Origin of the sequence: Paenarthrobacter nitroguajacolicus (assembly GCF_007786235.1) — a bacterium.
Taxonomy (GTDB): domain Bacteria; phylum Actinomycetota; class Actinomycetes; order Actinomycetales; family Micrococcaceae; genus Arthrobacter; species Arthrobacter nitroguajacolicus_A.
This window is the reverse complement of record NZ_VNFK01000009.1, coordinates 1-24347: the sequence shown is the minus strand read 5'-3', so window position 1 is coordinate 24347 and position 24347 is coordinate 1. Positions and strand designations below refer to the sequence as shown.

At 62.7% G+C, this 24347-nt stretch carries 28 protein-coding genes; 16 read left to right on the top strand and 12 right to left on the bottom strand.

The window, feature by feature from the left end; genetic code table 11:
- Positions 1–75 precede the first annotated feature (75 nt).
- From FQP90_RS12760 to FQP90_RS12735, 6 genes are all read right to left on the bottom strand, one after another.
- Complete coding sequence (locus FQP90_RS12760; protein WP_144650973.1) at positions 76–405, bottom strand: metal-sensitive transcriptional regulator; 330 nt, start codon at positions 403–405, stop codon at positions 76–78.
- Between the two features lie 305 nt (positions 406–710).
- Entirely contained in the window at positions 711–977 is a 267-nt protein-coding gene (locus FQP90_RS12755; RefSeq protein ID WP_144650970.1) for a YHS domain-containing protein, read from the bottom strand.
- Between the two features lie 130 nt (positions 978–1107).
- On the bottom strand, positions 1108–1383 hold the full coding sequence (locus FQP90_RS12750) for a hypothetical protein (RefSeq protein ID WP_144650967.1): 276 nt from the start codon (positions 1381–1383) through the stop codon (positions 1108–1110).
- 114 nt (positions 1384–1497) lie between these two features.
- Positions 1498–3816: a heavy metal translocating P-type ATPase gene (locus tag FQP90_RS12745; protein WP_144650964.1), complete on the bottom strand. Its 2319-nt coding sequence runs from the start codon at positions 3814–3816 to the stop codon at positions 1498–1500.
- A 64-nt stretch (positions 3817–3880) separates the two neighbouring features.
- Entirely contained in the window at positions 3881–4852 is a 972-nt protein-coding gene (locus tag FQP90_RS12740; RefSeq protein ID WP_208760002.1) for a heavy-metal-associated domain-containing protein, read from the bottom strand.
- Complete coding sequence (locus FQP90_RS12735; RefSeq protein ID WP_144650962.1) at positions 4849–5058, bottom strand: heavy-metal-associated domain-containing protein; 210 nt, start codon at positions 5056–5058, stop codon at positions 4849–4851. The genes FQP90_RS12740 and FQP90_RS12735 overlap by 4 nt, the downstream gene beginning before the upstream one ends.
- A gap of 735 nt (positions 5059–5793) precedes the next feature.
- Between FQP90_RS12735 and FQP90_RS12730 the strand changes: the two genes are divergently transcribed.
- The 9 genes from FQP90_RS12730 to FQP90_RS23835 all read left to right on the top strand — a co-directional run bounded on the left by FQP90_RS12730 (position 5794) and on the right by FQP90_RS23835 (position 9556).
- Positions 5794–6120, top strand: coding sequence for an ArsR/SmtB family transcription factor (locus FQP90_RS12730; protein ID WP_144650959.1), 327 nt, complete (start codon positions 5794–5796; stop codon positions 6118–6120).
- On the top strand, positions 6117–6938 hold the full coding sequence (locus FQP90_RS12725) for a cation diffusion facilitator family transporter (RefSeq protein ID WP_144650956.1): 822 nt from the start codon (positions 6117–6119) through the stop codon (positions 6936–6938). The genes FQP90_RS12730 and FQP90_RS12725 overlap by 4 nt, the downstream gene beginning before the upstream one ends.
- Positions 6939–6988: 50 nt before the next feature.
- A complete protein-coding gene (locus FQP90_RS24005; RefSeq protein ID WP_439898654.1) occupies positions 6989–7246 on the top strand; it encodes a cation transporter in 258 nt (85 codons plus the stop codon).
- A 108-nt stretch (positions 7247–7354) separates the two neighbouring features.
- Entirely contained in the window at positions 7355–7525 is a 171-nt protein-coding gene (locus tag FQP90_RS24000) for a hypothetical protein (protein WP_439898653.1), read from the top strand.
- Positions 7525–8223, top strand: a complete 699-nt coding sequence (locus FQP90_RS12715; protein ID WP_144650954.1) for a DsbA family protein — start codon at positions 7525–7527, stop codon at positions 8221–8223. Before FQP90_RS24000 ends, FQP90_RS12715 begins: the two co-directional genes overlap by 1 nt.
- Positions 8224–8248: 25 nt before the next feature.
- Entirely contained in the window at positions 8249–8872 is a 624-nt protein-coding gene (locus FQP90_RS12710) for a copper resistance CopC family protein (protein WP_244296754.1), read from the top strand.
- A 9-nt stretch (positions 8873–8881) separates the two neighbouring features.
- Positions 8882–9241 carry a metal-dependent transcriptional regulator gene (locus FQP90_RS23840; protein ID WP_306439411.1) on the top strand — a complete coding sequence of 120 codons (360 nt, stop codon included), beginning with the start codon at positions 8882–8884 and terminating at the stop codon, positions 9239–9241.
- The gene (locus tag FQP90_RS23870; RefSeq protein WP_368666120.1) at positions 9151–9441 is read left to right on the top strand and encodes a hypothetical protein; all 291 of its coding nucleotides are present in this window, start codon (positions 9151–9153) and stop codon (positions 9439–9441) included. The genes FQP90_RS23840 and FQP90_RS23870 overlap by 91 nt, the downstream gene beginning before the upstream one ends.
- Positions 9353–9556 (top strand): FeoA family protein, encoded by a 204-nt coding sequence (locus FQP90_RS23835; RefSeq protein ID WP_306439410.1) that lies wholly within the window; start codon positions 9353–9355, stop codon positions 9554–9556. The genes FQP90_RS23870 and FQP90_RS23835 overlap by 89 nt, the downstream gene beginning before the upstream one ends.
- Positions 9557–9572: 16 nt before the next feature.
- On the opposite strand, the gene FQP90_RS12700 is transcribed toward FQP90_RS23835, so the two are convergent.
- From FQP90_RS12700 to FQP90_RS12690, 4 genes are all read right to left on the bottom strand, one after another.
- The gene (locus FQP90_RS12700; protein WP_144650948.1) at positions 9573–10823 is read right to left on the bottom strand and encodes an Nramp family divalent metal transporter; all 1251 of its coding nucleotides are present in this window, start codon (positions 10821–10823) and stop codon (positions 9573–9575) included.
- A 515-nt stretch (positions 10824–11338) separates the two neighbouring features.
- Positions 11339–11485: a hypothetical protein gene (locus tag FQP90_RS23310; protein WP_167510478.1), complete on the bottom strand. Its 147-nt coding sequence runs from the start codon at positions 11483–11485 to the stop codon at positions 11339–11341.
- Between the two features lie 46 nt (positions 11486–11531).
- A complete protein-coding gene (locus FQP90_RS12695; protein WP_144650945.1) occupies positions 11532–11909 on the bottom strand; it encodes an ArsR/SmtB family transcription factor in 378 nt (125 codons plus the stop codon).
- Positions 11878–13155 (bottom strand): MFS transporter, encoded by a 1278-nt coding sequence (locus FQP90_RS12690; RefSeq protein WP_144650942.1) that lies wholly within the window; start codon positions 13153–13155, stop codon positions 11878–11880. The genes FQP90_RS12695 and FQP90_RS12690 overlap by 32 nt, the downstream gene beginning before the upstream one ends.
- 1037 nt (positions 13156–14192) lie before the next feature.
- Here FQP90_RS12690 and FQP90_RS12685 point away from each other — a divergent pair.
- The 6 genes from FQP90_RS12685 to FQP90_RS12660 all read left to right on the top strand — a co-directional run bounded on the left by FQP90_RS12685 (position 14193) and on the right by FQP90_RS12660 (position 20980).
- Positions 14193–14867, top strand: coding sequence for a haloacid dehalogenase type II (locus tag FQP90_RS12685; RefSeq protein ID WP_144650939.1), 675 nt, complete (start codon positions 14193–14195; stop codon positions 14865–14867).
- Between the two features lie 48 nt (positions 14868–14915).
- The gene (gene solA / locus FQP90_RS12680; protein ID WP_144650936.1) at positions 14916–16064 is read left to right on the top strand and encodes an N-methyl-L-tryptophan oxidase; all 1149 of its coding nucleotides are present in this window, start codon (positions 14916–14918) and stop codon (positions 16062–16064) included.
- A gap of 29 nt (positions 16065–16093) precedes the next feature.
- A complete protein-coding gene (locus FQP90_RS12675; RefSeq protein WP_144650933.1) occupies positions 16094–17233 on the top strand; it encodes a phosphotransferase in 1140 nt (379 codons plus the stop codon).
- 29 nt (positions 17234–17262) lie between these two features.
- A complete protein-coding gene (locus FQP90_RS12670; protein WP_144650930.1) occupies positions 17263–18618 on the top strand; it encodes an aspartate aminotransferase family protein in 1356 nt (451 codons plus the stop codon).
- 85 nt (positions 18619–18703) lie between these two features.
- Complete coding sequence (locus tag FQP90_RS12665; protein ID WP_144650927.1) at positions 18704–19633, top strand: ABC transporter substrate-binding protein; 930 nt, start codon at positions 18704–18706, stop codon at positions 19631–19633.
- Positions 19634–19828: 195 nt separating this feature from the next.
- Positions 19829–20980: an ROK family protein gene (locus tag FQP90_RS12660; RefSeq protein ID WP_144650924.1), complete on the top strand. Its 1152-nt coding sequence runs from the start codon at positions 19829–19831 to the stop codon at positions 20978–20980.
- A gap of 313 nt (positions 20981–21293) precedes the next feature.
- On the opposite strand, the gene FQP90_RS23440 is transcribed toward FQP90_RS12660, so the two are convergent.
- Positions 21294–21923: a hypothetical protein gene (locus FQP90_RS23440; protein WP_208760001.1), complete on the bottom strand. Its 630-nt coding sequence runs from the start codon at positions 21921–21923 to the stop codon at positions 21294–21296.
- 601 nt (positions 21924–22524) lie between these two features.
- The gene (locus FQP90_RS12650) at positions 22525–22866 is read right to left on the bottom strand and encodes a response regulator transcription factor (RefSeq protein ID WP_280115975.1); all 342 of its coding nucleotides are present in this window, start codon (positions 22864–22866) and stop codon (positions 22525–22527) included.
- 608 nt (positions 22867–23474) lie between these two features.
- Here FQP90_RS12650 and FQP90_RS12645 point away from each other — a divergent pair.
- A complete protein-coding gene (locus tag FQP90_RS12645; RefSeq protein WP_144650918.1) occupies positions 23475–24041 on the top strand; it encodes a recombinase family protein in 567 nt (188 codons plus the stop codon).
- Positions 24042–24347: the final 306 nt, after the last annotated feature.

The window sequence follows — 24347 nt, the reverse complement described above, 5'->3', positions numbered from 1 at the left end:
ATCGGCACTCCGGCGCTCTACGAGGCATGCCCCATTCACGGCCCCTGCCGACGGAAGGAATCCGGGGCAAACTATTCAGGACCGTACGAGCCGGGCGATGGCGTCGGATGCTTCCTTGATCTTGACATCTGCTTCTTCGCCGCCGAGCTTCGCGGCGTCGATGACGCAGTGCTTGAGATGGTCATCGAGGAGACCGAGAGCGACGCCTTCGAGTGCTTTGGTGAGTGCCGAGATCTGCGTGAGGATGTCGATGCAGTATGTGTCCTCATCGATCATGCGATGGACGCCGCGAGCCTGGCCTTCGATGCGTTTGAGGCGGGCGAGGTATTTGCTTTTGTCACCGATGTAGCCGTGCGCGGTCTGGCACTCTTCGGCTGCGTCCTCGGCGGATGTTGCGGTTTCCATGATGTCCTTGTTTTTGTTGTTAGCGCTTCTGTATCGATGGTTGCAGAGTCAGCGCTTTAGCACTTCATCGGGCAGAAGAGCGCCGAGGTCCAGTGCCGAGCCGGGCAGCAACAGAGGCCACAGCACGTCGTGCCTTCAGCGGCAAGAGCACGCCAAACACAGGGGACTGCCGGTGGTCCGCGAACAGTTTCCCCCGATGATGGTGGGGTGCGGGTGATGACCGGCAAGGCGGGGAGCTATCGGGCCCAACAGGGTCCTTGATGCCAGGATGGTGCCGGTCGAAGCCCGGCACCACCCCGGAGTATTCACGCGAGTGTGGCGTACCGGGCCGGGTCGGAGTCGAAGAGCGGACCGCATCCGGCGCAGCAGAACCAGTAGCGGTTACCTTCGTAGTCACGGAAGAGGCCGGTGGCTTCGGCATCGGCTTTGACGACTTGCCGGCCGGTCATGACGGGGCATTCGGCGAGATCATCGCTGCGGGGGTTGAGGAGGTGCCCGGCCTGCGGCGGCATGGCCGCGGGGCGGGTCTGGTCGTTGTCGCGGGCGTTAGTGCTGCAACAGCTGCTGCTCATGGAATAGGTTTCCTTTCAGGAACGGGGGAGTGTATGTGTCATGCGCGGGGTATGTCTCAAGTGGCCGCACAGAGACCTGGAGTGCGATCGAGCGCCTCCCGGCACACTGTCCGGGTGTGACCGTTGTCGGTTAGGCCGCCTTGGCGTACGTTGCGGGGTCGGAGTCAAAGAGGGCGACGCAGGTGTCGCAGCAAAGGTAGTGTCGGGTGCCGTTGTAGTCCCGGTACATGCCATCTGCATCGGCTTCAGATTTACTGACCATGTTCCCTGGCATGACGGGGCATTCGGCCAGGTCGCTGGGATCCCGGTCCGGCCGGGCGGCGTGGGTGTGGTGTGGGGAATCGGCGCGGTCCGGGGCAGTGCCCGGGGTGTCTGTGGCCTCATCGTGGTTGTGGTTGGTGCACATGGTTTCTCCTTAGTGGTTGTTTAGCTGTGATTCGTTGGTCGAGGTGGGTACTCGTTTGTTACGTCGCCGGGATCCGCCGGACTATATGGTGGGGCGGGTTCGCCACGATTTTGCTTAGGCGTCCTGCAGCTGCCGAACGGGAGTCCTGGGCGCCGCGGTGGGTCCCGTGGTGCCGGCCTTGGATTTGAAGGACCGGAGGCGGAGGCTGTTGCTGACCACGAACACGCTGGAGAAGGCCATGGCGGCTCCCGCGAGCATTGGGTTCAGCAGTCCCAACGCGGCCAGCGGAATGGCCGCGACATTGTAGGCGAAGGCCCAGAACAGGTTCGTCTTGATTGTCCCCAAGGTTTTGCGGGAGAGCCGGATGGCATCGGCTGCCGAGCGGAGGTCCCCGCGAACAAGCGTGATGTCCGCGGCTTCGATCGCTACGTCCGTCCCGGTTCCCATCGCCAGGCCAAGGTTGGCTTGGGCGAGGGCCGCGGCGTCGTTGACGCCGTCGCCGACCATGGCAACGACCCTGCCTTCGGACTGCAGGCGGGCGACGAGGTCGACTTTGTCTTTGGGCATCACTTCGGCAAAGACTTCGGTGATTCCGACCTCGGCGGCTATCTGCTCGGCAACCGTCCGGTTGTCACCAGTCAGGAGCACCGGCGTCAACCCAAGTTCCTTAAACTGGGCGATGGCCTCGGCGCTGGTGGCCTTGACCGCGTCAGCGACGACGAGCACGCCGCGGGCTTGGCCATCCCAGCCCACCGCGACTGCGGTCTTGCCTGCAGATTCGGCCGTGGCCTTGGCGTGGGCGAGCGGTCCAGGGAGGTGCTGGGACCAATCCGCCAGCAGGCTCTCACGCCCCACGAGCACGGCGTGCCCTTCGACGATGCCCTGGACGCCCTTGCCTTCGAGGTTCGTGAATGACTCCGGCACCGGAAGGGCGCCGATCCGCTGCGTTGCGCCTTTGGCGATCGCCTGGGCAATCGGATGTTCGGAGGCATCCTCCAAGGCTCCAGCCAGCCGCAGCACGTCCGCGTGGGACGTTCCATCTGCGGTGAACACGTCGAGCAGGGTCATCTTGCCGGTCGTGACGGTTCCGGTCTTGTCAAGAACGATCGTATCGACCTTGCGGGTGGACTCGAGTATTTCCGGTCCCTTGATCAGGATGCCCAGTTGGGCTCCCCGACCGGTGCCGACCAGGAGCGCGGTTGGTGTTGCGAGTCCGAGGGCGCAGGGGCAAGCGATGATGAGGACCGCGACGGCGGCCGTGAAACTGGCGCTGACCGGGGAGCCGGCACCGATCCAGGCTCCAAGCACGGCGACGGCGACGCCGAGGACGATTGGCACGAAAATCCCGGAGACCTTGTCGGCAAGGCGCTGGACCTCGGCCTTGCCCGTTTGTGCCTCCTCCACGAGTCTGGCCATCAGTGCCAGCTGTGTGTCCGAACCGACCCGGGTGGCGCGCACGACCAGACGGCCGTCGGCGTTGACGGTCCCTCCGGTCACGGCGTCGCCCACTTCGACTTCGACCGGAACTGATTCGCCGGTGAGCATGCTCGCATCCACCGCCGAGTTGCCTGAGACAATCACTCCATCAGTGGCAATTTTCTCGCCGGGGCGGATGACGAACGCGTCACCGACGGCGAGCTGTTCGACCGGGATCCGCGTTTCGGTCCCGTCGCGTAGAACCGCTACCTCCTTGGCGCCCAGCTCCAGTAGTGCACGCAGCGCCGCCCCGGCTTGGCGCTTGGAGCGCTTTTCGAAGTAACGCCCGGCCAAAATGAACATGGTGACGCCCGCGGCGACTTCCAGGTAGATGTTCCCTGCTCCGTCAGAGTGGCTGATGGTCAACGAGAACCCGTGCGTCATTCCCGGCGTCCCGGCGGTTCCGAAGAACAGCGCGAAAATCGACCACAGAAGGGCAGCCGACGTGCCGACAGAGACCAGCGTGTCCATGGTCGCCGCGCCGTGTCGCAGGTTCGTCCAGGCCGCCTTGTGGAATGGCCATGCCGCCCACACGATTACCGGGGCCGCCAGCGTCAGGGACGCCCATTGCCAGTAATTGAACTGAAGCGCCGGGATCATCGCCATCGCAATGACCGGCACGGACAGTGCGATGGACGCGAACAGCCGGTTCCGCAGCGATTGGAGTTCCATGTCGGGCTGCCCCGCATCGCCGTTGGCCTGCCGTGCCGGTTCCGCGGCGGGCAGCGCCGCTGAGTAACCGCTCTTTTCAACCTCGGCGATCAGCGCACGGGCGTCCAAGCCGGCAGGGGCCGTGACCTTCGCCTTTTCGGTGGCGTAGTTCACGGTCGCGACTACGCCGTCGAGCCTATTTAGCTTCCTCTCGATCCGCATCGCGCACGAGGCACAAGTCATCCCTCCGATCTCGAGTTCGATAATGTTGCCCGGCCCTTGCGGCGGGGACGATGATGCAGACATGGGGTCCCTTCTTGAATTTCGCTTCTTGGTCATGGGTGCGGCCAGGGGCGTGTCTGTGTCGTGGTCAGTGGCCGGAATGCTCGGCGGATTTACCTGGTTCTGCGGATTGGGTGGGCCCGGCGCTTTCGCGCGGAGCCTCTGGCTGAGCGGCAACGGCTCCGCTGGCGTCGAGGACAAATTCCGCGGTGTGGACCTTTCCCTCTACCTGGAAGTCCAGATAGAGCAGGTAACGACCCGGCGTCGGCGCCTCGGTCATGAACTCCACGTCGGGACCGGAAACAGTGCCGGGCCGGGGTTCCTGACCTTGGGGGTGCACGTGAAGGTAGGCCAGGTCCCCTTCGCGCAGGGCTACAAGGTGCCCGTATGAGCCCAGGTACGGCTCCAGTGTGGTGACCGGCTTGCCGTCACGGGTCACCGTGACCTTAAGCATGGCCTGTTCGCTGGCACTCAACGTGCCGGTGAGTGCCACCTCAAAGCCGCCCACGTCGTCCGCTGAGGAGACCGGCCCCGGCTGGGCGGGGGTGAACTCTCCACCCGCCTGGACCAGGCGGGTAAGGGTGATGTTCTGGCCGGTTGCTGCCGGTACGATGTCCGCATAAATCCGGTACGTCCCGGCGGTCTTCCACTCCCAAGGCAGCGACCATACGCCCCGGCCATCCATCGTGGGGTGGACATGACGGAACTCGGTGCCGTCCGTGCGAACCACAATCAGGTGCAGCTTCTTGTCATGGGAAGCCTGAAAATCGGTGACGGTCTCGCCGCCGGAATCAGCGATAGTAAGTGAAAGCGACCCCGCCTGGGCTGTTGTGCCGGGAGAAGTGACGACCTTCAGGACGAACCCGTCCTGCTCCATCGACAGCCCGGTCACCGCTGCAGTCTTTTGAACGACGCTGTTGTCCACGACCTGCTCAGCAGTTGACGGCGGAGAAGCGCCCCCGGCCTGTACGGGGACCACCACGGCAGCCGTAGCAAATGAAGCCGCGAACAGCGCAGCAAGCCCCGCACCAAAAAGACCAAGCTTTACGGGAACCCTCACGAAACAGGCACCGCCCCGTAGCCTGCTTCATCGACAGCCGCGACAACCGCGTCATCCAGCTCAGCATGGCTCGTTACGACGAGCGTGCCGGTTTTGGCACTCACGTCGATAGCTTGGACGCCTGCCATCTGGCCCACCGCTTCACGGATAGACAACTCGCAATGCCCGCATGTCATCCCCGACACCCGGTACGTTCTGGTGCTCATTGATATCTCCTCAACTTGCCAATATACCCATAGGGGGTATTGGTATATTTGGGCAACTATACCCCTAGGGGGTATAGCCGTCTAGTAGTGTCCAGTCGCTAGATTTCCAAATTTTGAGAGGCGGGGTAAATGCAGATGGGAAGCCGGCGTGGGTGCGCTCGGTCTGGCGGCTGGCGGCTGTAGCCCTGGTCCACGAGCTGGGCCGAAATCGTCGTGATCGCCGACAGCGCTCGGGCCGGCCGAATCAGCGGCAAACCGCGCTTAATGCCGCCCAGCCGGCCCCCGCGCCCTGGAAGCGGCATCATGTGCGCCGAACCTATAGCTGTCAGCGCCTGGCCGGAGGACCTCCGACCGGCACCCGACAGATTCACCACTGCAGCCGAAAAGCCTCATCACCGTTCTGGAGCAACGCGACATCAACACTGGCGCAGGACCTGAAGCGTAGCTTCACATCGCGTACCGCACCCTCGGCGACGCAGGGTGGAAACCTTGGATCAGCTGCAGGGACCCGTCGCAAGGAAAACCAGCACGAAGTTGGACACGCGTTGCTGAACACTCGGCGGGCCTGCCACTTACGAGGCCGTGATTACGTCGAGAGTCAACAAGCCACGTCGGGGCTGGTTGGACATGCAGTCGCGAGGAGGAGCGCTGAAGCAACTACAGCGTTGCTTGCGGGGGAAGGCCGGCATCTGGTACAGAATTGCGTGAATACATCGATCTCTGTACTGTTTGGTTATGGAAACTCTCACCCACGCCCCGGTGCTGGCACGTTTTGGCTATGCGGTCTCGGATCCGACCAGGGCCCAGGTTCTTCTGGCTCTTACGGAGGCACCGTCATACCCGTCCGATTTGGCGGATTCGATCGGGGTGTCCCGGCAGAGAATGTCCAACCACCTGACCTGTCTGCGTGGTTGTGGGCTTGTGATTGCGGTCCCGGATGGGCGACGAACTCGGTATGAACTCGCTGATGCGCGGTTGGGCCATGCCATCAAGAACCTGATTGGCGTGGTTCTGGCGGTTGACCCTAATTGCTGCGCCCCGGACGGGACGTGCCTGGTATGAGTGCTACCCTGCAGGCTCCTGCGCCGGTGCGCCGGCTTGTCCTGATGCGGCGCATTCGCCTGTTCGCGGCCGCGACCATCACTTACAACGTCATCGAAGCGGTCGTGGCCCTGTGGGCTGGCGGCGTCGCGGACTCTTCGGCCCTGATCGGGTTCGGCCTGGACTCTGTTGTCGAAGTGGCCTCGGCCGCTGCGTTGTCCTGGCAGTTTTCGGCGAAGGACCCTGAACGCCGTGAGCACCTGACGCTGCGGATCATCGCCATCTCCTTCTTCGCCTTGGCCGCGTTCGTCACGATCGATGTTCTCCGGTCCTTGACAGGTGGGGGAGAAGCCCAGCACTCCACCCCCGGAATCATCATCGCGGCACTGAGCCTTGCGATCATGCCGGTGCTGTCCTGGGCCCAGCGCCGAGCGGGACGCGAGCTCGGCTCCAAAACCGCCGTGGCGGATTCCAAGCAGACGCTGCTGTGCACCTACCTGTCAGCTGTGTTGCTGGTTGGCCTAGTTCTGAACAGTACCTTGGGATGGTGGTGGGCTGACGCCGGCGCCGCACTGGTTATCGCAGCGATCGCGGTCCGTGAGGGGATCAACGCCTGGCGCGGTGACGTGTGCTGCACCGTTCCCGGAGCAGGCACTGAAAGCCACGGGACGGAAACGGACGATTGCTGCGCACCGGCTGAGCAAGGCAAAACCACCCATATTCAGCTCCTCGCCGCACCTGCCGCCAAGACCGAGGCAAACGGGGACGCCTGCTGCGCTGGATGCCAGTCCGACACAGATAGGGCACACCCGCGCACCCTGACCCGCCGGGAAGACTGAGCCGTGCGGACCTGTCGCAAGGCTCCCGCCTGCTCTAAAAGGCAATCCCGATGAGCCGGCACAACCACTCCCACGGCGCCGCGGACGCTCTCAGCCAGCGCGGCAAACTCATTGTTGTCTTCGCGATCACGTTCACGGTGATGGTTGCCGAGATCATCGGCGCGGCCCTGACGGGCAGCTTGGCGCTGCTGGCCGATGCCGGGCACATGTTCACCGACTCGGCAGGGCTGCTCATCGCGCTGATTGCCGCGTCCCTGGCCTTGAAACCCGCGATGCTGAAACGCACCTGGGGCTACAAACGCGCATAGATCATCGCCGCGGCCGGGCAGGCAGCCCTCCTGCTGGGCGTTGGCGGCTTCGTCATCGTCGAAGGCATCCGCAGGCTCTTCGAGCCCCCGGAAGTCGGCGGCTCCACGATGCTGTGGTTCGGCATCATCGGCCTGGCTGGCAACGCCGTCGGGCTGCTCGTACTCGCCTCGGGCCGGGACCTGACCAAGGTTCGCGAACACTTCGACGTTAGCATCGAATACTCCACCTTCCAGATCGAACCCGCCGCCCACCGCGACCAGGAAAGCATCCACCACTGATGACACAGGCACCACCCAAACCCCAACGGCCCGCCGCCGATACCGCCAAGAAGGTCCGCATCGTCATATGGATCCTGATCGCTGCCGTCGTTGCGACCGGGGCCATCTGGTTCGCCGTGTTCGCGGCCCCCAAACCAGCCCCCGCCCCGGTGGTCGCACCGGCGGACGGGGGACAGCTGGTCCGTGACGACAGCCACCGCATCACGGCCCCGGTCACCGAGAAAGCCCAGCTCGTGGAGTTCCTCGACTTTGAGTGCGAGGCCTGCCGGGCGGCCAACCCGCTGGTGGAGCAACTGAAGAAGGAATACGGGGACCGGATCACGTTCGTGCACCGCTACTTCCCGCTGCCCGGACACCGCAATTCCGGCACCTCCGCCCTGGCCGTCGAAGCCGCGGCCCAGCAGGGCAAGTACGAACAGATGGTCGCCGTGATGTTCGAGACCCAGGCCAAATGGGGCGAAAAGCAGGACTCCCAGGCTGCCGTGTTCCGCGGTTACGCCCAGGACCTCGGTCTGGACATGGCCCGTTACGACGCGGACATCGCTGACGAAAAGACCAAGGAACGAATCCGCAAGGATGTCTCTGATGGCACCGCCCTTGGCGTCGCAGGCACCCCGACGTTCTTCCTTGACGGCAAAAAGCTCGCCCTCAATACCGAGGAGCAGTTCCGCCAGCTCCTCGATGACGCCGCAAAATAGACCACCACTAGCTACTGGAGCCACCGTGAATAACCCCACCAGGACCGCCGGCAAGGCCCGCCGGGTCCGCCTCGCCCTCGCCTTGGTAGCAGCTGCCACGTTCCCGGCTCTTGCTGCAGCGCCCGCGCAGGCCCACGACTCCTTGACCTCCACCACGCCGGCGAAAGACACCACCGTCACCGCCGCACCAGCCACGGTCTCCCTGACCTTGTCGGAGCCTCCCACCGACGCCGCGAGCCTTACCACGTCCGTTATCAAGGTCACCGACAGCACGGGCGCAACGATCAGCGACAGCACGGGCGCAACGATCAGCGACGGCAAGGTCACAGTGTCCGGCGCGACTCTGTCCACGACTGTCATCAAGGGTGCGAACGGCCCCTATACAGTGCTCTGGCGGGCAGTGTCCTCCGACGGGCACCCCATCGAAGGAAGCTACTCTTTCACCGTCCAGGACCCCACCCCCGCGGTCACGGCAACAGCCCAGCCGGGCCAGACAGCAGCGGCCACACCAACGACGACGGCCACACAGCTAGCCGCAGCAGAGAGGGTCCGCCCGGATGACAGCAATGGCCCCACAGTCGCGGCCGTAGTCCTGATCGTTGTCGCCGGGTTCTTCTTCTCCCAGAGGTCCCGCCGGAACGAACGATAAGGAATGACCGTGAGCAGCCAGGCCCCTGCCGTGCGGGCCTCAGACCTAACAGCGGTCGCGCAGGACTACGTGAAGCTGATCTGGTCTGCAAAGGAGTGGTCCGATGATCCAATCACTGTTGGCCTGATCGCTGAACGACTGGGTGTCACTGCGTCCACGGCCTCCGAAGGAATCCGCAAATACGCAACGCAGGGACTGCTGACCCACGCCCGCTACGGCCGTGTCGAACTTACCGCGGCAGGGCAAGGAGCAGGCACCGACTGCTGGAGACGTTCCTCGTGGAGCATCTTGGCTACCGCTGGGACGAAGTCCATCACGAAGCCGAAGTCCTGGAATCGCGGTATCGGGTACCTTCACACGGATCGATGAGCTCCTCGGCCATCCTTTGCATGATCCCCATGGCGATTCGATCCCGACCCCCGGGCAGCGCATGGAATCCCTGGATGCCGTTAGGCTCAGCGCCACCGAAGGGGGCAGGACATGGTCGTTCGCCGGGTTTCCGATGGCAGCGCCGAGATGCTGCGATACTTCGCCGATCACGGGGCGTGGCTCGCCGTGCGGGACCGTAAGGCGTTCAGCACCGGAACGACAGTCCACGTCAACGGAGCAACCGAAGATCTCACTCTCGGCGACGATGCAGCCGATGCCCTGTGGGTCGAAAACAAACCAGCGTCCAGGGTGTGATTCTGCCTGAATGGTGTCAGGATTGGCCGCTGAGCGTTAGGGTGATCAGCACGATGTTCAGGCCCACGATCAGCGTCGCACTCGTCCATCCCGCGATCTTCAGAGCCTTGCCATCGGTGTGGATGCCCATGACCTCCCGCTTGCCCGTCAGCCGGATCAACGGGATCAGGGCAAACGGGATGCCGAAACTGAGCAGCACCTGGCTCAACACCAGCGCGAGCGTCGGCTCGAGACCGGCGCCGAGGATGATCAGGGCCGGGATCAGCGTGATCACCCGGCGGGTCAGCAGCGGGATCCGGATCTTCAACAGCCCGCCCATGATGGTCGCACCGGCATAGCAGCCCACCGACGTCGACGCCAGGCCCGAGGCCAGCAACCCGATGGCGAAAATGACGCCGAGGGCCGGACCGAGGGCCGAAGTGACGGCAGCATGAGCGCCTGCGATCGTGTCTGTTCCCTCGATGCCGCGGAGGCTCGAAGCGGCCAGCAGCAGCATCGAAATGTTCACGACACCTGCCAGCAGCAGAGCGCCGACGACGTCGAACCGGGTCGCCCGGATCAGCCTCGTCCGTACGGCCGGGTCCTCGGAGAACCCGTGACGGTCCCGGGCAAGGGCCGAGTGCAGGTAGATCGCGTGCGGCATCACCGTGGCGCCGAGCATGCTCGCTGCCAACAGGACCGTGTCTGTGCCCTCAAAGCGGGGAATAAGACCACCCAAAGCGGCCCCGCCGTCAGGCGGGTTGACGAACAACCCGGACACGAACCCGACAGCGATAATCCCCAGTAGCACCAGGATCGCGTACTCAAAGGATCTCTGCCCACGGTGGGTTTGCAGTGCGAGCAGCACCATGGACGCGACTCCAATGATCAGGCCACCGGCGAGCAGGGGAAGGCCGAACAACAGGTTCAGGGCAACGGCGCCGCCGATGACCTCTGCCATGTCCGTTGCCCCGGCAACGATCTCAGCCTGCGCCCAGTACAGGCGACGTCGTCTCCTCCCGAGCCGTTTGCCGAGAATCTCCGGAAGGCTCAACCCGGTGGCGAGGCCCAGCTTCGCTGACTGGTACTGGACAAGGACCGCCATGGCATTGGCTACGACCAGAACCCACACCAGCAGGTAGCCGTAGTTGGCGCCCGCGGTCAGGTTCGCGGCCACGTTCCCGGGATCCACATAGGCGATGGCGGCCACGAAGGCCGGGCCGAGCAGCAACAGCCGTGACCAGACTTTGCCGGTGCTGGGTTGTGTTTGGAGTGTGGGTGCGGCCATCGTTGATCCTCGTCTTTGGGGCGGTCTGATACGAGGATAACTGAAAGTTAGGCATACCGAAAAATATTTTTTCGGTAAGCCCATTTCTGAGGCTTGTGGCCTGAAGCACCGGCTAATCCTGCGGCGTGAGATTAGGAACGACCAGGCTATTCGCAGGAAAGCTACATGGAGGTCCGCCAGTACCGCCGAGGCGAGCTAGGACGGCTTGCACGCCAATAGGGGACAGCCTTGAGCTGTGCGGAGGGCTAGACCTGCCCCCAGTGGGCACAACCCGTCCCAAAGCCACGTTCCGCTGCGCTCCACCAGGAATCGGGCCTTCGCTGCGCTTCCGAGGCGCCCTCTTGGGAGCTCTTCGGCCAGATGCTTTCTTGCAGCAAAAATCTATGAGTAAACAGACTCGGCTCCCCGACATCGGCCTGATCACTGGGCCAATGGCGTTCATTCTATGGCGGTGGCGGTACCGTTTCACGACGATAACGACCGCTATTTGCCTGGGCCTACTCGTTATGAGCAGATCAAGACGGTGCGAGGGCCAGGACCGCGAGCAGGACCAGGACCGGTATCTCGGGCAGGTTCCCTCCGGCAGCGGTGTGCGCGGCCGCGGCCAAGCCAAGAGTCGCGGCGCTGATCAGGCAGGCGCGCAGGGGCGCGCCTCGGTGCATGATACTGCCTTTCGCAGTGTGCTGAAGCGGGAGTGCCCTGTGGAGGTTAGTCGTGGGTGGGTTCGCCGGTGATCTGGTGATCGGCGTGGTTGATGGTCTCCTGGATCAGGCGCAGCAGGTGGCCGTCGTGCAGGGAGTAGATCACGTGCCGTCCGTCCTTGCGGGTATTGACCAGTCCGCTGAGCCGGAGCTTGGCCAGATGCTGGCTGACCACCGTCCGGGGAACGAGTGCTTCGTTGACGAGTTCGGTAACGGACTTCGGGCCTTGGGCGAGTTGCCAGAGCAGGTGCAGACGGGTTGGTTCTGCCAGCATCCGCAAGGTACCGGCAGCGCTCTCCAGCAGTTCCGGTCCGGGGGTGACCGGGTGGAACAGCGAGGGCGTCTCGGGAGCGTCAGGGAACGGGCTGCTCGGTTGGCTGCTCAACGTTTGGCTCCTTCGTGACGGGTTCCCCGACCGGCGTGAGGTCTTGCCGGGGCCAGGACAGGAATGCACCTGCACTGCCTAGTATCGCAAGAATTGTCAGCGCCGCCGCTGCCCAGCCCAAACCTGCGGCTGCTCCAAGCCACCCGGCCAGCGGGTAGGCGATGATGTAGCAGGCGTGGGAGAGGGAGAACTGGGCGGTGAAAACATACGGCCTGGTCGCCTCGGTGGAAGCATCCCGCAACAATCGCGAAGACGGGGTCAGGATGGTGGAATTGCTGGCGCCGAGCAGGAACCACAGCCCCAGCAGCCACCACAAACCGGACTCCGGTGTCGCAAGGAACGTGACTGCCGCTGCCCCAGCGAGGGCTACCGGGATCAGTGCCGCGCCAGTGAGCATCACGGCCCGGTCCCCGAACCGTTCCAGCACCCGCGGCGCAGTGATGGCCACGATCATGGACCCGACCCCGAAACAGGCCAAAGCCAGGGCAAGATCGGTCGCTGGCCGGTGGAGAACGTCGCGGACGTAAACCACCGAGTTGACGAGCACCAACGCCGTCGGCGCGGCGACCACCAGGTTTAAGGCGAGCAGGGACCGCAGGCGGCGGTTCTTCCAGAAGATCCGGGCGCCCAAGGTGGTGCGGTGCCAGAGCGATCCCGAAGTCCCGATGTCGTCGGCGGTCTTGGGCAGGGTGGTGGCGGCGACCATCGTGGCCGAGAACAGGAACCCGAACACGGTGCCCAGGAACAGGTTGTTGTAACTGACCAGTGTCAGCAACAACGCCGCGGCTGCGGGGCTGACCAAGGCTTCCATGTCATAGGCCAGCCGGGACAAGGACAGGGCATGGGTGTAGTCCCGTTCCTTCTTGAGCACCGTGGGGATCAGGGACTGAAAAGCGGGAGTGAACGTCGCGGAGGCCGACTGCAGCAGGAAGATCACCACGTAGATCTGCCAGGCTTCCGTGATGAACGGCAAGCACAAAGCCATGGCTGCCCTGACCAAGTCCGCAGCGATCAGCACCGGCTTCTTCGGCAGCCGCGCCACCAAAGCGTTGATGACGGGAGCGAATCCCACATAGGCCAGCATCTTGATGGTCAGCGCCGTCCCCATCACCGCACCGGCATTGCTGCCGGCCAGATCAAACGCCAACAACCCCAACGCGACCGTCAACAGGCCCGTCCCGATCAAGGCCACGACCTGGGCGGAAAACAGCCTCCGGTAGGTTCGGTCCCGCAATACTGACAACATCGAAAACCCCGTCTCATCCGCGCCAAGTGCATATGTGCACGTGTATGCACTTAAAGATAGTGTGGATCGGTTTCCCGGGCAATGCGGTGGCCGGATGAGCGGGCAGGCGTCAGCCGTCGTTCTGAGATGAGGGAAGCTGCGTAGCGGCTGTTGCTTGCTGCTACCAGTTCGGCCCATTTGATGGCATTGCTGGTGCTCAGGCCGGTGAGTCGGGCCAAGATTGCCGGCGGGAGTTCCTGGGCGATTCTCGGCGTTGTACAGGGTTTCCCCGGACTCCAGGCGCCGCATTTAGGCTTCCCAGCGAAATAACACCCTTTGAACGTTCGTCACCTTGGACTCGTCGACGGTCTCCCGCAGCTCAACCCACGACGCCTCCAGGTCGGAAGAGCCCGCCGTCGTGCGGCGCCTGCTCAGAAAGTCTCTCAGCCCCACTACCCACCACTAGCCTCTGACACAAGTGTCCCGCCTGGCATTGAGGAAACCAGGCGGGGCCTGGCCACCGTACCAACCCCCTCTGACAACACTCAGAGAACAAGCATGCTCGCAGGGCTCGCACCCCTTTAGGCGTCCATTCCGCTTCGCTTCATGGCCGGCAGTTGGGTCCAGGGCGCGCCGTCGCAAAGCTTCGGACACCCTGGCCCTGATGTGTCTACGACGATGCTCTTATAGGCGTCAAATTGAAAATGGCAGCGCGGTACAGGTTCCTTATCCGCACCACCGAGGCTACTTCTCTTCCTGCACCCTGGAAGTTCAGAGAACAGGGGCCAGCCGGGGCCGCAGGAACCTTCGTTGCGGTAGGTCGGGACTGCTAGATCGCGAGCCATAAAACCTGCTTGCTCCCGATCGATATGAGGTAACTCCGGTGCAACAGGTGGAGCCTACCAAAACATCACCAAAGAAAATCGTTGACAATTGACAGTCTGGGGATTTAGATTCATAGGGAATCAAAATATCCCCTCTCGGCCAAACGAATGTAAATGGCTGACAAACGACCGAGGCCCCCTCCCTCCCCCAACACCACTATGAACGGACGAATCATGGCAGACACGAACCTCCGGCCGAAGTACATCTCTTTTGATATCTACGGCACACTGATCAACTGGGACACTGATTCCACAACCCGCCGGCTACTTGCGGGCCGTTTGCCTGAAGAGCAGTGGCCTGCGTTCAAGAAGGTGTTCCGCGGCTACCGGTTTGACGAGGTCTGTGGCGACTACAAGCCCTACGAGCAGATCCTCCAGAATTCCTTTGACCGGGTATGCAAGTTTTTTGGCATTGGCCCGACCCCTGGTGCGGGCGCAGACTTCGCTGACGCTGTACGCAGCTTTGGTGCCCACGATGACGTGCCGGCTCCGCTGAAGCTCATGGGCGACAATTACAAGCTGGTGGCTCTGTCTAACGCCGACGACAGCTTCCTGGAGATCAGCATTCCCAAGCTCGGCGCTGACTTCCACGCCGTGTTGACCGCTGAGCAGGCCCAGGCCTACAAGCCTCGCTACCAGGCCTTCGAGTACATGCTTGATACCCTGAACGCCAAGCCGGAGGACTTCCTGCACATCGCCTCGCACACGCGGTACGACATGCATCCGATGCACGACATGGGCTTCCGTAACCTCTGGGTGCTGGACCGTGGGTATGACCCGATTACCGGGGGGTACGACTACAACTCTGTTAAGTCCCTGGACGAGATCAACAAGCACCTCGGTCTCTAAACCCGGTTCCTGAGGCGAAGCGTCTTTGAAGATGAAAAGGTGATTCAGATGACCGATGGCAAACTCGCCGTGATCGGCCTGGGCAGCATCGGGAGCATGGCATTGTGGCAGGCGTCGCGCCTGTCCGGCTCCGTCACCGGGTTCGAAGCCGCGTCTCCCGCCCACGGCCGGAGCGCCGCGGGCGGGGACACCCGCCTGTTCCGCATGCTTTACCGCGGAATCCCTGACTACTACCCCATTCTGGAACGCTCCCGCAGCCTCTGGGCTGAACTCGAAGCCGAAACCGGCCAGAACATCCTGACCCGCTGCGGCGGGATTTCGATCGGAGCAGCTAACGGCTCCTACCTCTCGGCGCTGCTGGAAACCACCCGCATGAACGGGGCCGAGCACGCAATCCTCAGCCGCGAGGAAATGGCCGAACGCTATCCACAGCACAACCTCCGCCGGGACGACATTGCCGTCTATGACCCGCACGCTGGTGCCCTGCGCACCGACCGTGCCGTCACTGCGGCGGTCGCGGCCGCCCAGGCAAACGGCGCGACAATCCACACCAAGACCCCGATCGATGACATCACCGAAACCGCTGACGGCGTTGTCATCACCTCCGGCGAACGGTGCTGGACCTTCGAGAACGTCATCGTCTCCTCCGGCGGTTGGTCCCAGCGGCTGATGCCCGACTACCTGAAGGCAGCAACGCAGACCAAGCGCGTCTTCCTGTCCTGGTTCGTCGCGAAAGACGGGCCCGGATTCAGCCCCGAGAAGTTCCCCGTCTTCATCCGGATCCACGAGGACCGCTCGATGTATGGTGCGCCCGCCGTGGACGGGGTCACCGTCAAGGCAACCCTGGACGGCCGCGGCGGACCAATACGGGACCCGGACGCCGTGCCCAGGGAACTGACTCCGGGGGAAACTAGCGAGACCATCGAAACCGTCACGGAGTTCTTCCCCGGCCTGTTCCCGAGCATCGTCCGATCGGACGCCTTTCCGGAACTTTTCACCACGGACGGCCACCCCCTACTCGGCAGGCTCAAAGAATCGAGCAGGATCTACTGCGCCACAGGCTTCTCCGGAGGTGGTTTCAAGAACGCCACCGGATTCGGCGAGATCGCCGCGCACGAAGCCCTCGGCAAACGATCCTTCGAGGGCCTGGACTTCGTCCGGCCCGAGCGCTTCAACCTACGACGGCCGGCCTCCTGAGTATCTCCTTCAACCATTGAAAGGGTGAGATGGGCCCCTCCTTTGACCCCACCGCACTTCGAACTGGACCGGCACAGACCATAGGGGTCACCAGCCGCGCTCAGGCAGCCTCGGGCGCCAAGAGCGACGCAGAGTTTATTGAGGCAATCGCATTGGAGAGTGGACTGCTGGCAGAGCAGTCCCAGCTCGCTGACTCCACTGTTCTGGTGCTCCTTGAGCAGTTCTACGGCCTGAAGGGGAAGCTGATCCGGATTCCCACCGAAAAGGACGAGACTTTCCGTCTCCGGAACGGAGGTGAAACCTATCTGGTGAAAGTGTCACCATCGGATGAGGATCCGGCTATCGTCCAGCTTCAGACGGCATGCATGGTCCATTTGGAGCGGACTGCCCCTGAACTTCCGGTCCAGCGTCTAGTCAGGAGCCTCGGCGGAGATCCTCAGGTCCTCATCCCGGCACCTGAAGGGCCCTTTGACCGGGTACTTCGGGTGATGCGATTCATGCCTGGACATTTGCTGGCCACTCACGAGGCGTCAGCCGGTCAGCTCCAATTGGTGGGCTCGAGCCTTGCCCGTCTGGGCCTTGCCTTACAGGACTTCGATCATCCGCGTGCCGACCGTTTGCTCCTGTGGGACCTGAAGCACTTTCACCGGATGCGGCCGCTTCTTGACCATGTAGACGCACAGCAAAAACGCTCCCTGGCCGAGGAAATTTTCGACCGGTTCGACGATATTGTAGTTCCGCTTCTGGACACCCTGACCTCTCAGGTCGTCCACGGGGATTTCAGTCCCTTCAACATCCTTGTAGATCCGGACAGGTCGGACTACGTGACAGGGATTATCGACTTCGGCGATGTCGTGCGGACACCCGTGATCTTCGACACCGGCGTCACCATGGCCAACCTTCTGGGAGCAGACCCGGCCAGCCCCTGGAAACAGGCCCTGCACGTCATGGAGGGCTACCGGAACATCCGCCCGCTGCCCCACCACGAGCTGGAAGCCCTGATCGTCTCAGCGCAGGCCCGGCTGCTCCTGCGAGCCCTGATCACGCAATGGCGGGCAAGCCAGTTGCCGCAACGGCGCGATTATCTGATCTCCCACTCCAAGCCTGACTGGGACCGGCTCGCCGCCACGGCCGCCGCCCCTGCACCAAGACTTCCTTTCACATCCTGAACCAGACTCACAGCCTTCAAGGAGAAACCATGGACACTTCCCAAATCCGCAAGCCATCCAGAGCCATGATCAATGGCTTTGATCCCAACCGCCTCGATGAACTCCCGGAACATATGCAGAAGAACATCCGGCGCCGGGACCAAAGCCTGGGACCGAGTTACCGGCTCTTCTATGACACCCCCCTGGAAATCGTCCGCGGCAAGGGCGTGACACTGTTTGACCGCGATGGAAATGACTATCTCGACGTTTACAACAACGTCCCCTCTGTCGGGCACGCACACCCGCGTGTCATCGCCGCCGTCCACGAACAGATGCAGACGCTGAACACCAACACCCGTTACGTCCAGGAATCCATCCTCAAATACTCCGAGCAGCTCCTCTCCACGTTCCCAGCCGAGCTGGGCAACGTCATGTTCACCTGCACCGGATCCGAAGCCAACGACCTCGCCATGCGCGTCGCCAAATACGCCACCGGAAACCAGGGCATCATCGTCACCTCCGGCGCGTACCACGGACTAACAACCGAAGTAGCGTCCTTCTCACCGTCCCTGGGCATCGGCGTGCCCCTGGGCGCGAACGTGCGGGTCATCGACCCCCCGGACTCCCTGCGATACCCATTGGATCAAGGGTCCCTGGAGGATCACCTGCGGAACCAGGTGCGTGCCGCCATTGCCGATCTACACCGGCACGGCATCGGAGTGGCGGCCTTCATCGCCGACAGCATCTTCTCCTCCGACGGTGTCTTCACCGGCCCTGCAGGCTTCCTGGGTCCCATCGTTGAGGAAATCCATGCTGTGGGCGGCCTGTACATCGCCGATGAAGTCCAGCCGGGCTTCGGCCGCACCGGCGAGGCATGGTGGGGCTTCCAACGCCACGGAATCGTCCCGGACATCGCGACCATAGGCAAACCCATGGGCAACGGCATCCCCGTAGCGGCAGCAATCTTCAAGCCCGAACTGCTGTTGGAGTTTGGGAAGAACATCCGCTACTTCAACACCTTCGGCGGAAACTCAGTAGCCATCGCGGCAGCTCAGGCCGTCCTGGACGTGATCCGCGAGGAATCACTCATAGAAAACGCCCACAAGGTCGGCGAAAAAATTATCACCGGGCTGAAAGACCTCAGCCAGGGCCTTGACCAGGTCGCAGAAGTCCGCGGCAGCGGCTTCTTTATCGGAGTCGACCTCGTCACGGACCAATCCACACTCACACCCGACGGGGAAGCCGCTGCCGGAATCGTGAACGTCCTCCGGGAAGACCGGATCCTCATCTCCGCCTGCGGCGCCCAGGGCAACGTCCTGAAACTCCGCCCCCCAATGCCCTTCTCCAGCAACGATGCTGATCGCCTGCTCGAAGCAATGGGCCGCGCCTTCAAGGCACTGCGCTAGGCCCGAATGGGCCCGGTGGAATCCTGTTGAACAAGCTCACTCATTCTTCGGATTACATCCGCGGAACCCATTGAAGGGTGGCACCATGAAGACCAGAAACAGAATCCAGGCCGCGGCTGCAGGGCTTGCGGTCCTGCTGGCCCTGACTGCCTGTGGCGGCACGGCAGCAACGAGCACCCAGGACGCGGACATCCCGAAGACGCAGAACACCCGTGACATTTCAGAAGGCATCCAGCCGGACCCAGCCGCGGTGGCGCTGCTGCCCGAGTCCTACAAGGTCAAGGGCGAAATCACGGTGGCGATGGATCTGAGGTCCCCGCCGATGACGTTCCTCGCGGAGGACAACACCACCCCGATCGGGGTGAACCCTGACCTCGCCCGCCTGGTGGCCAAGAAGCTGGGCCTGAAGCTGAAGTTCGAGAACACGGCGTTCGACACGATCATTCCCGGTATCGACGGCGGCCGGTACGACTTCACCGCCACCACCATGTCCGCCACCGAAGACCGGCTGAAGGTCCTGGACATGATCAATTACCTCAAGGGCGGCTCGGCCGTGGCGGTAGCCAAGGACAACCCGCTCAAACTCACCAACGAAACCCTGTGCGGGAAGAACATTGGCGTGACCAAGGGCTCCACCCAGCAGCTCAAACATTTGCCGAACGTGTCGAAATGGACCTGCGAGGAAAAGGGCCAGCCTGCCATCAACGCCATCACACTGCCCAACGTCCAGGAGGCCCTGACCCAACTGGACTCCAAGCGGATCGACGGGGTCTTCTACGACGCCAGCGCCCTGGCCTGGGCCAACGACCAGCAGCCCGGCCACTTCAACATCCTGCAGCCGAGGATGGATACCCGCACGAACACCAGCGTCGCTATGGGCCTAAAGAAAGGATCACCGCTGACACCGGCGCTGCAGAAGGCCATCCAGTCCGTGCTGGAAACGTCGGAATACAAGGAATCCCTGGAGTACTGGGGCCTGGGCGAATCCGCCATCACCGAAGCCACCATCCGCTAGGACCAGTGGGCGCGCCGACGCCCCAAATGACCCGTACGCCCCGGCAGGTTGTTGCCCTGCCGGGGCGTACTGGCCGTTGGCCGAAACCAGCGATTGCCGACGAACGCGCAACGAAAAAGCCATTAACCCCATCAACGAATACTGGACAGCTCCTCACGTCCCGGGTTAGGTCTGAACTCTCACTAAGGTTGTGAAATGAGCAGCATCCCCACGGCACGTGACTACACCAAGGCTTCGGTCCTTGATGCGGTCCTTTCAGAGGCGCCCTTGACGCGCACCAAGCTGATCGAAATGACACGTTTGAGTCAGGCGACGGTGTCCCGGAAGGTGGAAGAGCTTCTTTTTGACGGTTTCCTCGTTGAGCAGGGAGTCGATGCCGTTGTGCGCCGTGGCCGGCCCTCCACGTTTCTGGATGTCCCCGGCGCGGCGGGGCACATTGTCGGTATCGCTTTCGGGACGCGAACCACGTGCGTCCTCGTAACTGACCTGAGAGGTCGCGAGGTCAGGCACATAATTGTCCCCAGCCTCGAGGGGGGCGATGTTGGAACCACTGCCGAATGGCTGGTGGACTTGATTGTGGAGACCAGTGATTCCGCAGAGGGGCCATTGCGCCAAATCGTCGCCGCGTTGCCCGGCCGTGTCCTGAATGGCACGACCCGGTCCGGGACACCAGAATCAAGGAAGATTTTCCTGGATTCACGTCTCCAGAGTGCCATTGAAGAACGGTTGAAGGCTCCCGTGACCGTTGAGAGCGATGCAAACGCATCATTACGGGGGATCCTGAAGGATGATGCGAGCATAGGAAATGCTGCTTTGTTCATGCTCAGTACGGTGCTGAGCTTCGCTGGTTGTACTGATCATGAGATCGCCAAAGGGCGGAGCCCTGCCTTCGGTGATCTGGGTGGTGTCCTCTTCTCCGGCGTTGGCAACGAGACCCTCGACGGACTGCTGAGCACAACGGGCATCCTCCAATTCGCACAAGGACGGGGACTGGACCTGGAAGGCGTCGAAGCGCTCTGGTCACAGCCGCAGGAAAAGGCGTCCCGCGCGGAAGTGATGGAAGCATTTACGACAGCGATCGTGACCGCAGTCGGTGCCGTTGCCGTTACGCTGGACCCGGAGTCCGTCTATTTTGTGGGTCGCCTGAGTCCGCTCGTGGACGAAGTCCTTTCCGAGGCACGCAGCCGACTGGCACAAAGCCTTCCCACCGTCCCGGAGATCAGGGTCGTGCCCCAAGTGATCGGACTATCGGTGGCCCGGGGAGCGGCGCAGGCCGGACTGGCCCTGGCCCATTCCCGGCTCCGGGAATCGATGCTCGAGGCCCGTCGCGAGAGCCAAAGCCCGTAGTAGGCAAGAAGTAAAGCATCTTCCTCACACCATCGGCGCACCCGCGTCACTTATCCATGCCAGCCGCTGCCGGCCATCTGCTGAGAAAGCTTCGTTGACTCAGTTTCTTGCTCGGTCAGCCATTGACGATAGGTCGACGCGAGGTCGTCTCTACAGATGATGCCGCGCTCCAGTCGCGATATGACGGAAGGCCAAAGGCCAAGTTCGCGGGCAGCGGTCGTAATAGTGACGCTGAGTTTGGTGCGCGTGGCGCAGGTCGGTGTGTCTGGTGCCGCTTGGGGGTTGGTGATTTGTCGGAAGATTTCGCGGCGGCTTAGCGTTTGAGGCAGCGCATGATTTCCCGTTTGCCCTTGCCTACGGCGGTGCGTTTGGCCACGTAGTCCTTGGTCCGCGGGCGCGACGCCATGTGGACCAGGACGACCAAATGGAGGGTGGTTGGCGTTGCGGTCGCCGCCTCTGCTGAGGCGGTGGCGGGTGGTTTTGCCCGAGGACGCGGGTATGGGGGCGACCCCGACCAGCAGCTGACTGGCAACTTCGGTGCCGACGCCGGTAAGTCACAGATCATCGGCGCGTAAGTGTCGATGATTTCCTGGAGCTCGGCGTCGGCGGTGGCGATTTCTGCGGAGAGAGACTGGCAGCGGGCGGCCAGGGCTTTCAACGTCAGCAGGCACACAAACACGGAGTCAGCCAAATGCCCCGAAGGACGGGTGCGCTGCAGGGCAGTGATCAGCGCTGAGGTTCCGAGCCCCCGGTATTTTGCTCGGAGTTTGTCCGGGGCCGAAACCAGGAGCCCTTTGATCTGATTGATGGCTGCGGTGCGGGCCTTCAATGCCGAAGTGCGCCCCGCACGCAGGATTCGCAGGCATTCAACGGGACCGTCCTTGGCCTTGGGGAACCGATTTCGCCCGGCCGTCGAGTACCGATTGAGCTGCCTGATAGGCATCCAAAGGATCGGACTTGCCCATCAGCCGGCGCGCCGCCCGGTTCGCGCGGTTCACCTCCAGCACACAAAGACCCTCACCGCGCGCAAGGTCCTGGCGAGCTCGGCCCCATAGGATCCTGTTCCCCGAAGCCCACAGCGGTGACCGTTCCGTGGCTGGTGATGAAGTCTACGATCTTCCGGCATCCGGATCCCACGGCCAGGAATTCCTTGTCCGCGATGGGTTTGCCATGTTAGTTGATGACGGCCACATGGTGTGTGTCGGCGTGGGTGTCGATACCGGCGATGGCTCGGATTGTTTCGTTTGCCAAGATGTAAGTTGCCCCTCAGCCGAGATCAATGGCTCATGAATGGGGCGCGGGCCAGGTGGGCAGATAAAACGGTCATGGGACTGGTCGAATCAGGCTCCTATGAAGTCATGGCCGCCTGGCTCGACATTCTTTGACGGACCTTGAACCGGCGACCAGATCGACGGTATGACAGTGCCGCCAGGCACGTCAGTTTTTGTGAGTCACGCCGGCTCAAGGAGTCTTGCCGTTTTTGTGGCTGTCCTTTCCGACCACCACGGCAGGGATCGCCCGAGAGCAACTCGTTCCAAGCTGCGTCATTGTGGTGAGAAGAGCTGGTCAATGAGCTCGCGAAGCCGGGCCGCTCGGAAGGGTTTGGCCAGGTAAGCGGTGGCACCGGAGGGCATGCTCGCAAGTTCAGCATCGGAATCCGCGAAGGCGGTGATCACCACGAGGGGTGCCTGCGTCAGCTTCCGGATCTGCACGGCCACATCGTGTCCGTCCTGGTCGGGGAAACCCAGATCCAGGGTGATCAGGGATGGGGTCAGCTTCTGCGCAGCGAGGAGGCCACCGTTGCCCGCGGCCTCGGCCTGGACGTTGAATCCGGCCAAGTTGAGGATCAGAACCAGCAGGTTCTGGATGTCCTGGTCATCTTCGATGACCAGGCAGGTGCCGCGACTTCATTTGGCGTCGCTCTCCCGGAGTAGCCACCTATTTTACGAGTACCGGCTTGCGGTGAGTATGTCATTTATCCGTGGCCCGAGTCGACGGTTACTTCTGTCCCCGCCCGTTGGTCGCTAGCACAGAGCACCGTGGTGTAGGGCTGGAAGACATCGGCGGCGGCAACCGAAGTACCACCGCCGATGTTTGTTGTGGAAGTCAAACGTTGCGGATTCGCAGATGCGCCGGATCGCTCCGAAGGACCACGAGAGCGACTCCAATGACTACGAATGGTAGCGCGGCGTTAAGGGCCGCACGCTCCAGAGGGGCGAAATGACGAGCTCTTGAAGACGCCGTCCTCTGGCCTGGACTGCTTAGAACCCGGGAGGGCTGGGCTGTCGAGGATTTGAGTATCCCGCGGGCAAATTGGGGCAACCAGAGAATCCGGCGGGACATCCAAAGCGTAGCAGTCGACCAAATTCACCCGTACCGGGAACGGCCGTTCACAACACAACACCCCGGACCGCATCGCCGTCCGGGGTGTTGTGTTCCATGGCCAGTGTCCGGAGCTATGTTCTGCCACGGACGTTCGCGATACATTGTCGCCGTGGCCAAGGTCGGATACGCACGGGTCTCCACACGGGATCAAAACCCCGACAGCCAGACAGACGCGCTGGTAGCCGCCGGCTGCGAGAAGATGTTCATCGACCAGGCTTCAGGTGTGCTGGCCAGGAGGGCTTCACTTGATGCGGCTCTGGAGTATCTCCGTCCGGGTGACACCCTCATCGTGACCAAGCTCGGCCGTCTCGGCCGGTCTGTAAGGAACCTCAAAGACGTTGCCGAGTGGCTCCAAGACCATGGGGTTGGATTGAAGGCCATCTCCCAAGGCATCGACACGACCACACCTGGTGGCAGGCTGTTCTTCCATCTTCTCGCCGCGATCGCTGAGTTCGAGCACGACCTCATCGTGGAGCGAACCCAGGACGGCTTGGCGGCTGCGCGGGCAAGAGGTCGCACGGGCGGAGGCGGGGTCAAGATGACCCCGACAAAAGCCAAGCAGGCCCGGTCAATGTACGACGAAAGGATCTATACGGTCCAGGAAATCGCTGGGACGCTCGGCGTCTCCCGCGGAACCATCTACCGGCATCTGAGCCCTGGTACCGGCGGCAGCTGACCAACCCATCCCAGATGTGGGAGCCTGACGGTGCGGCAGCCCGCACCGGGAATCGGTCCTCGCTGCGCTCGGGCTGTAGAAGCGTCTTTCTTGTTTTTGGCTGCTGTCCTTCGGATTGTACGTGCCCGCTCCGGCCCGTCTAGCCCCTCCTTCGTCGGGGCCTGCGTGCCGTGAAATTCCCTCCGGCGCTCCTGCGTCGCTGATTTCCTCCGGGAATTTCCCGACCCTTGCCCAAGGGTAGACAGGCCTCCGTCGGGCACAGCTCCGCAAGCTTCGCCAGCAGCCAAAACAACGGCGGGGGAGAGG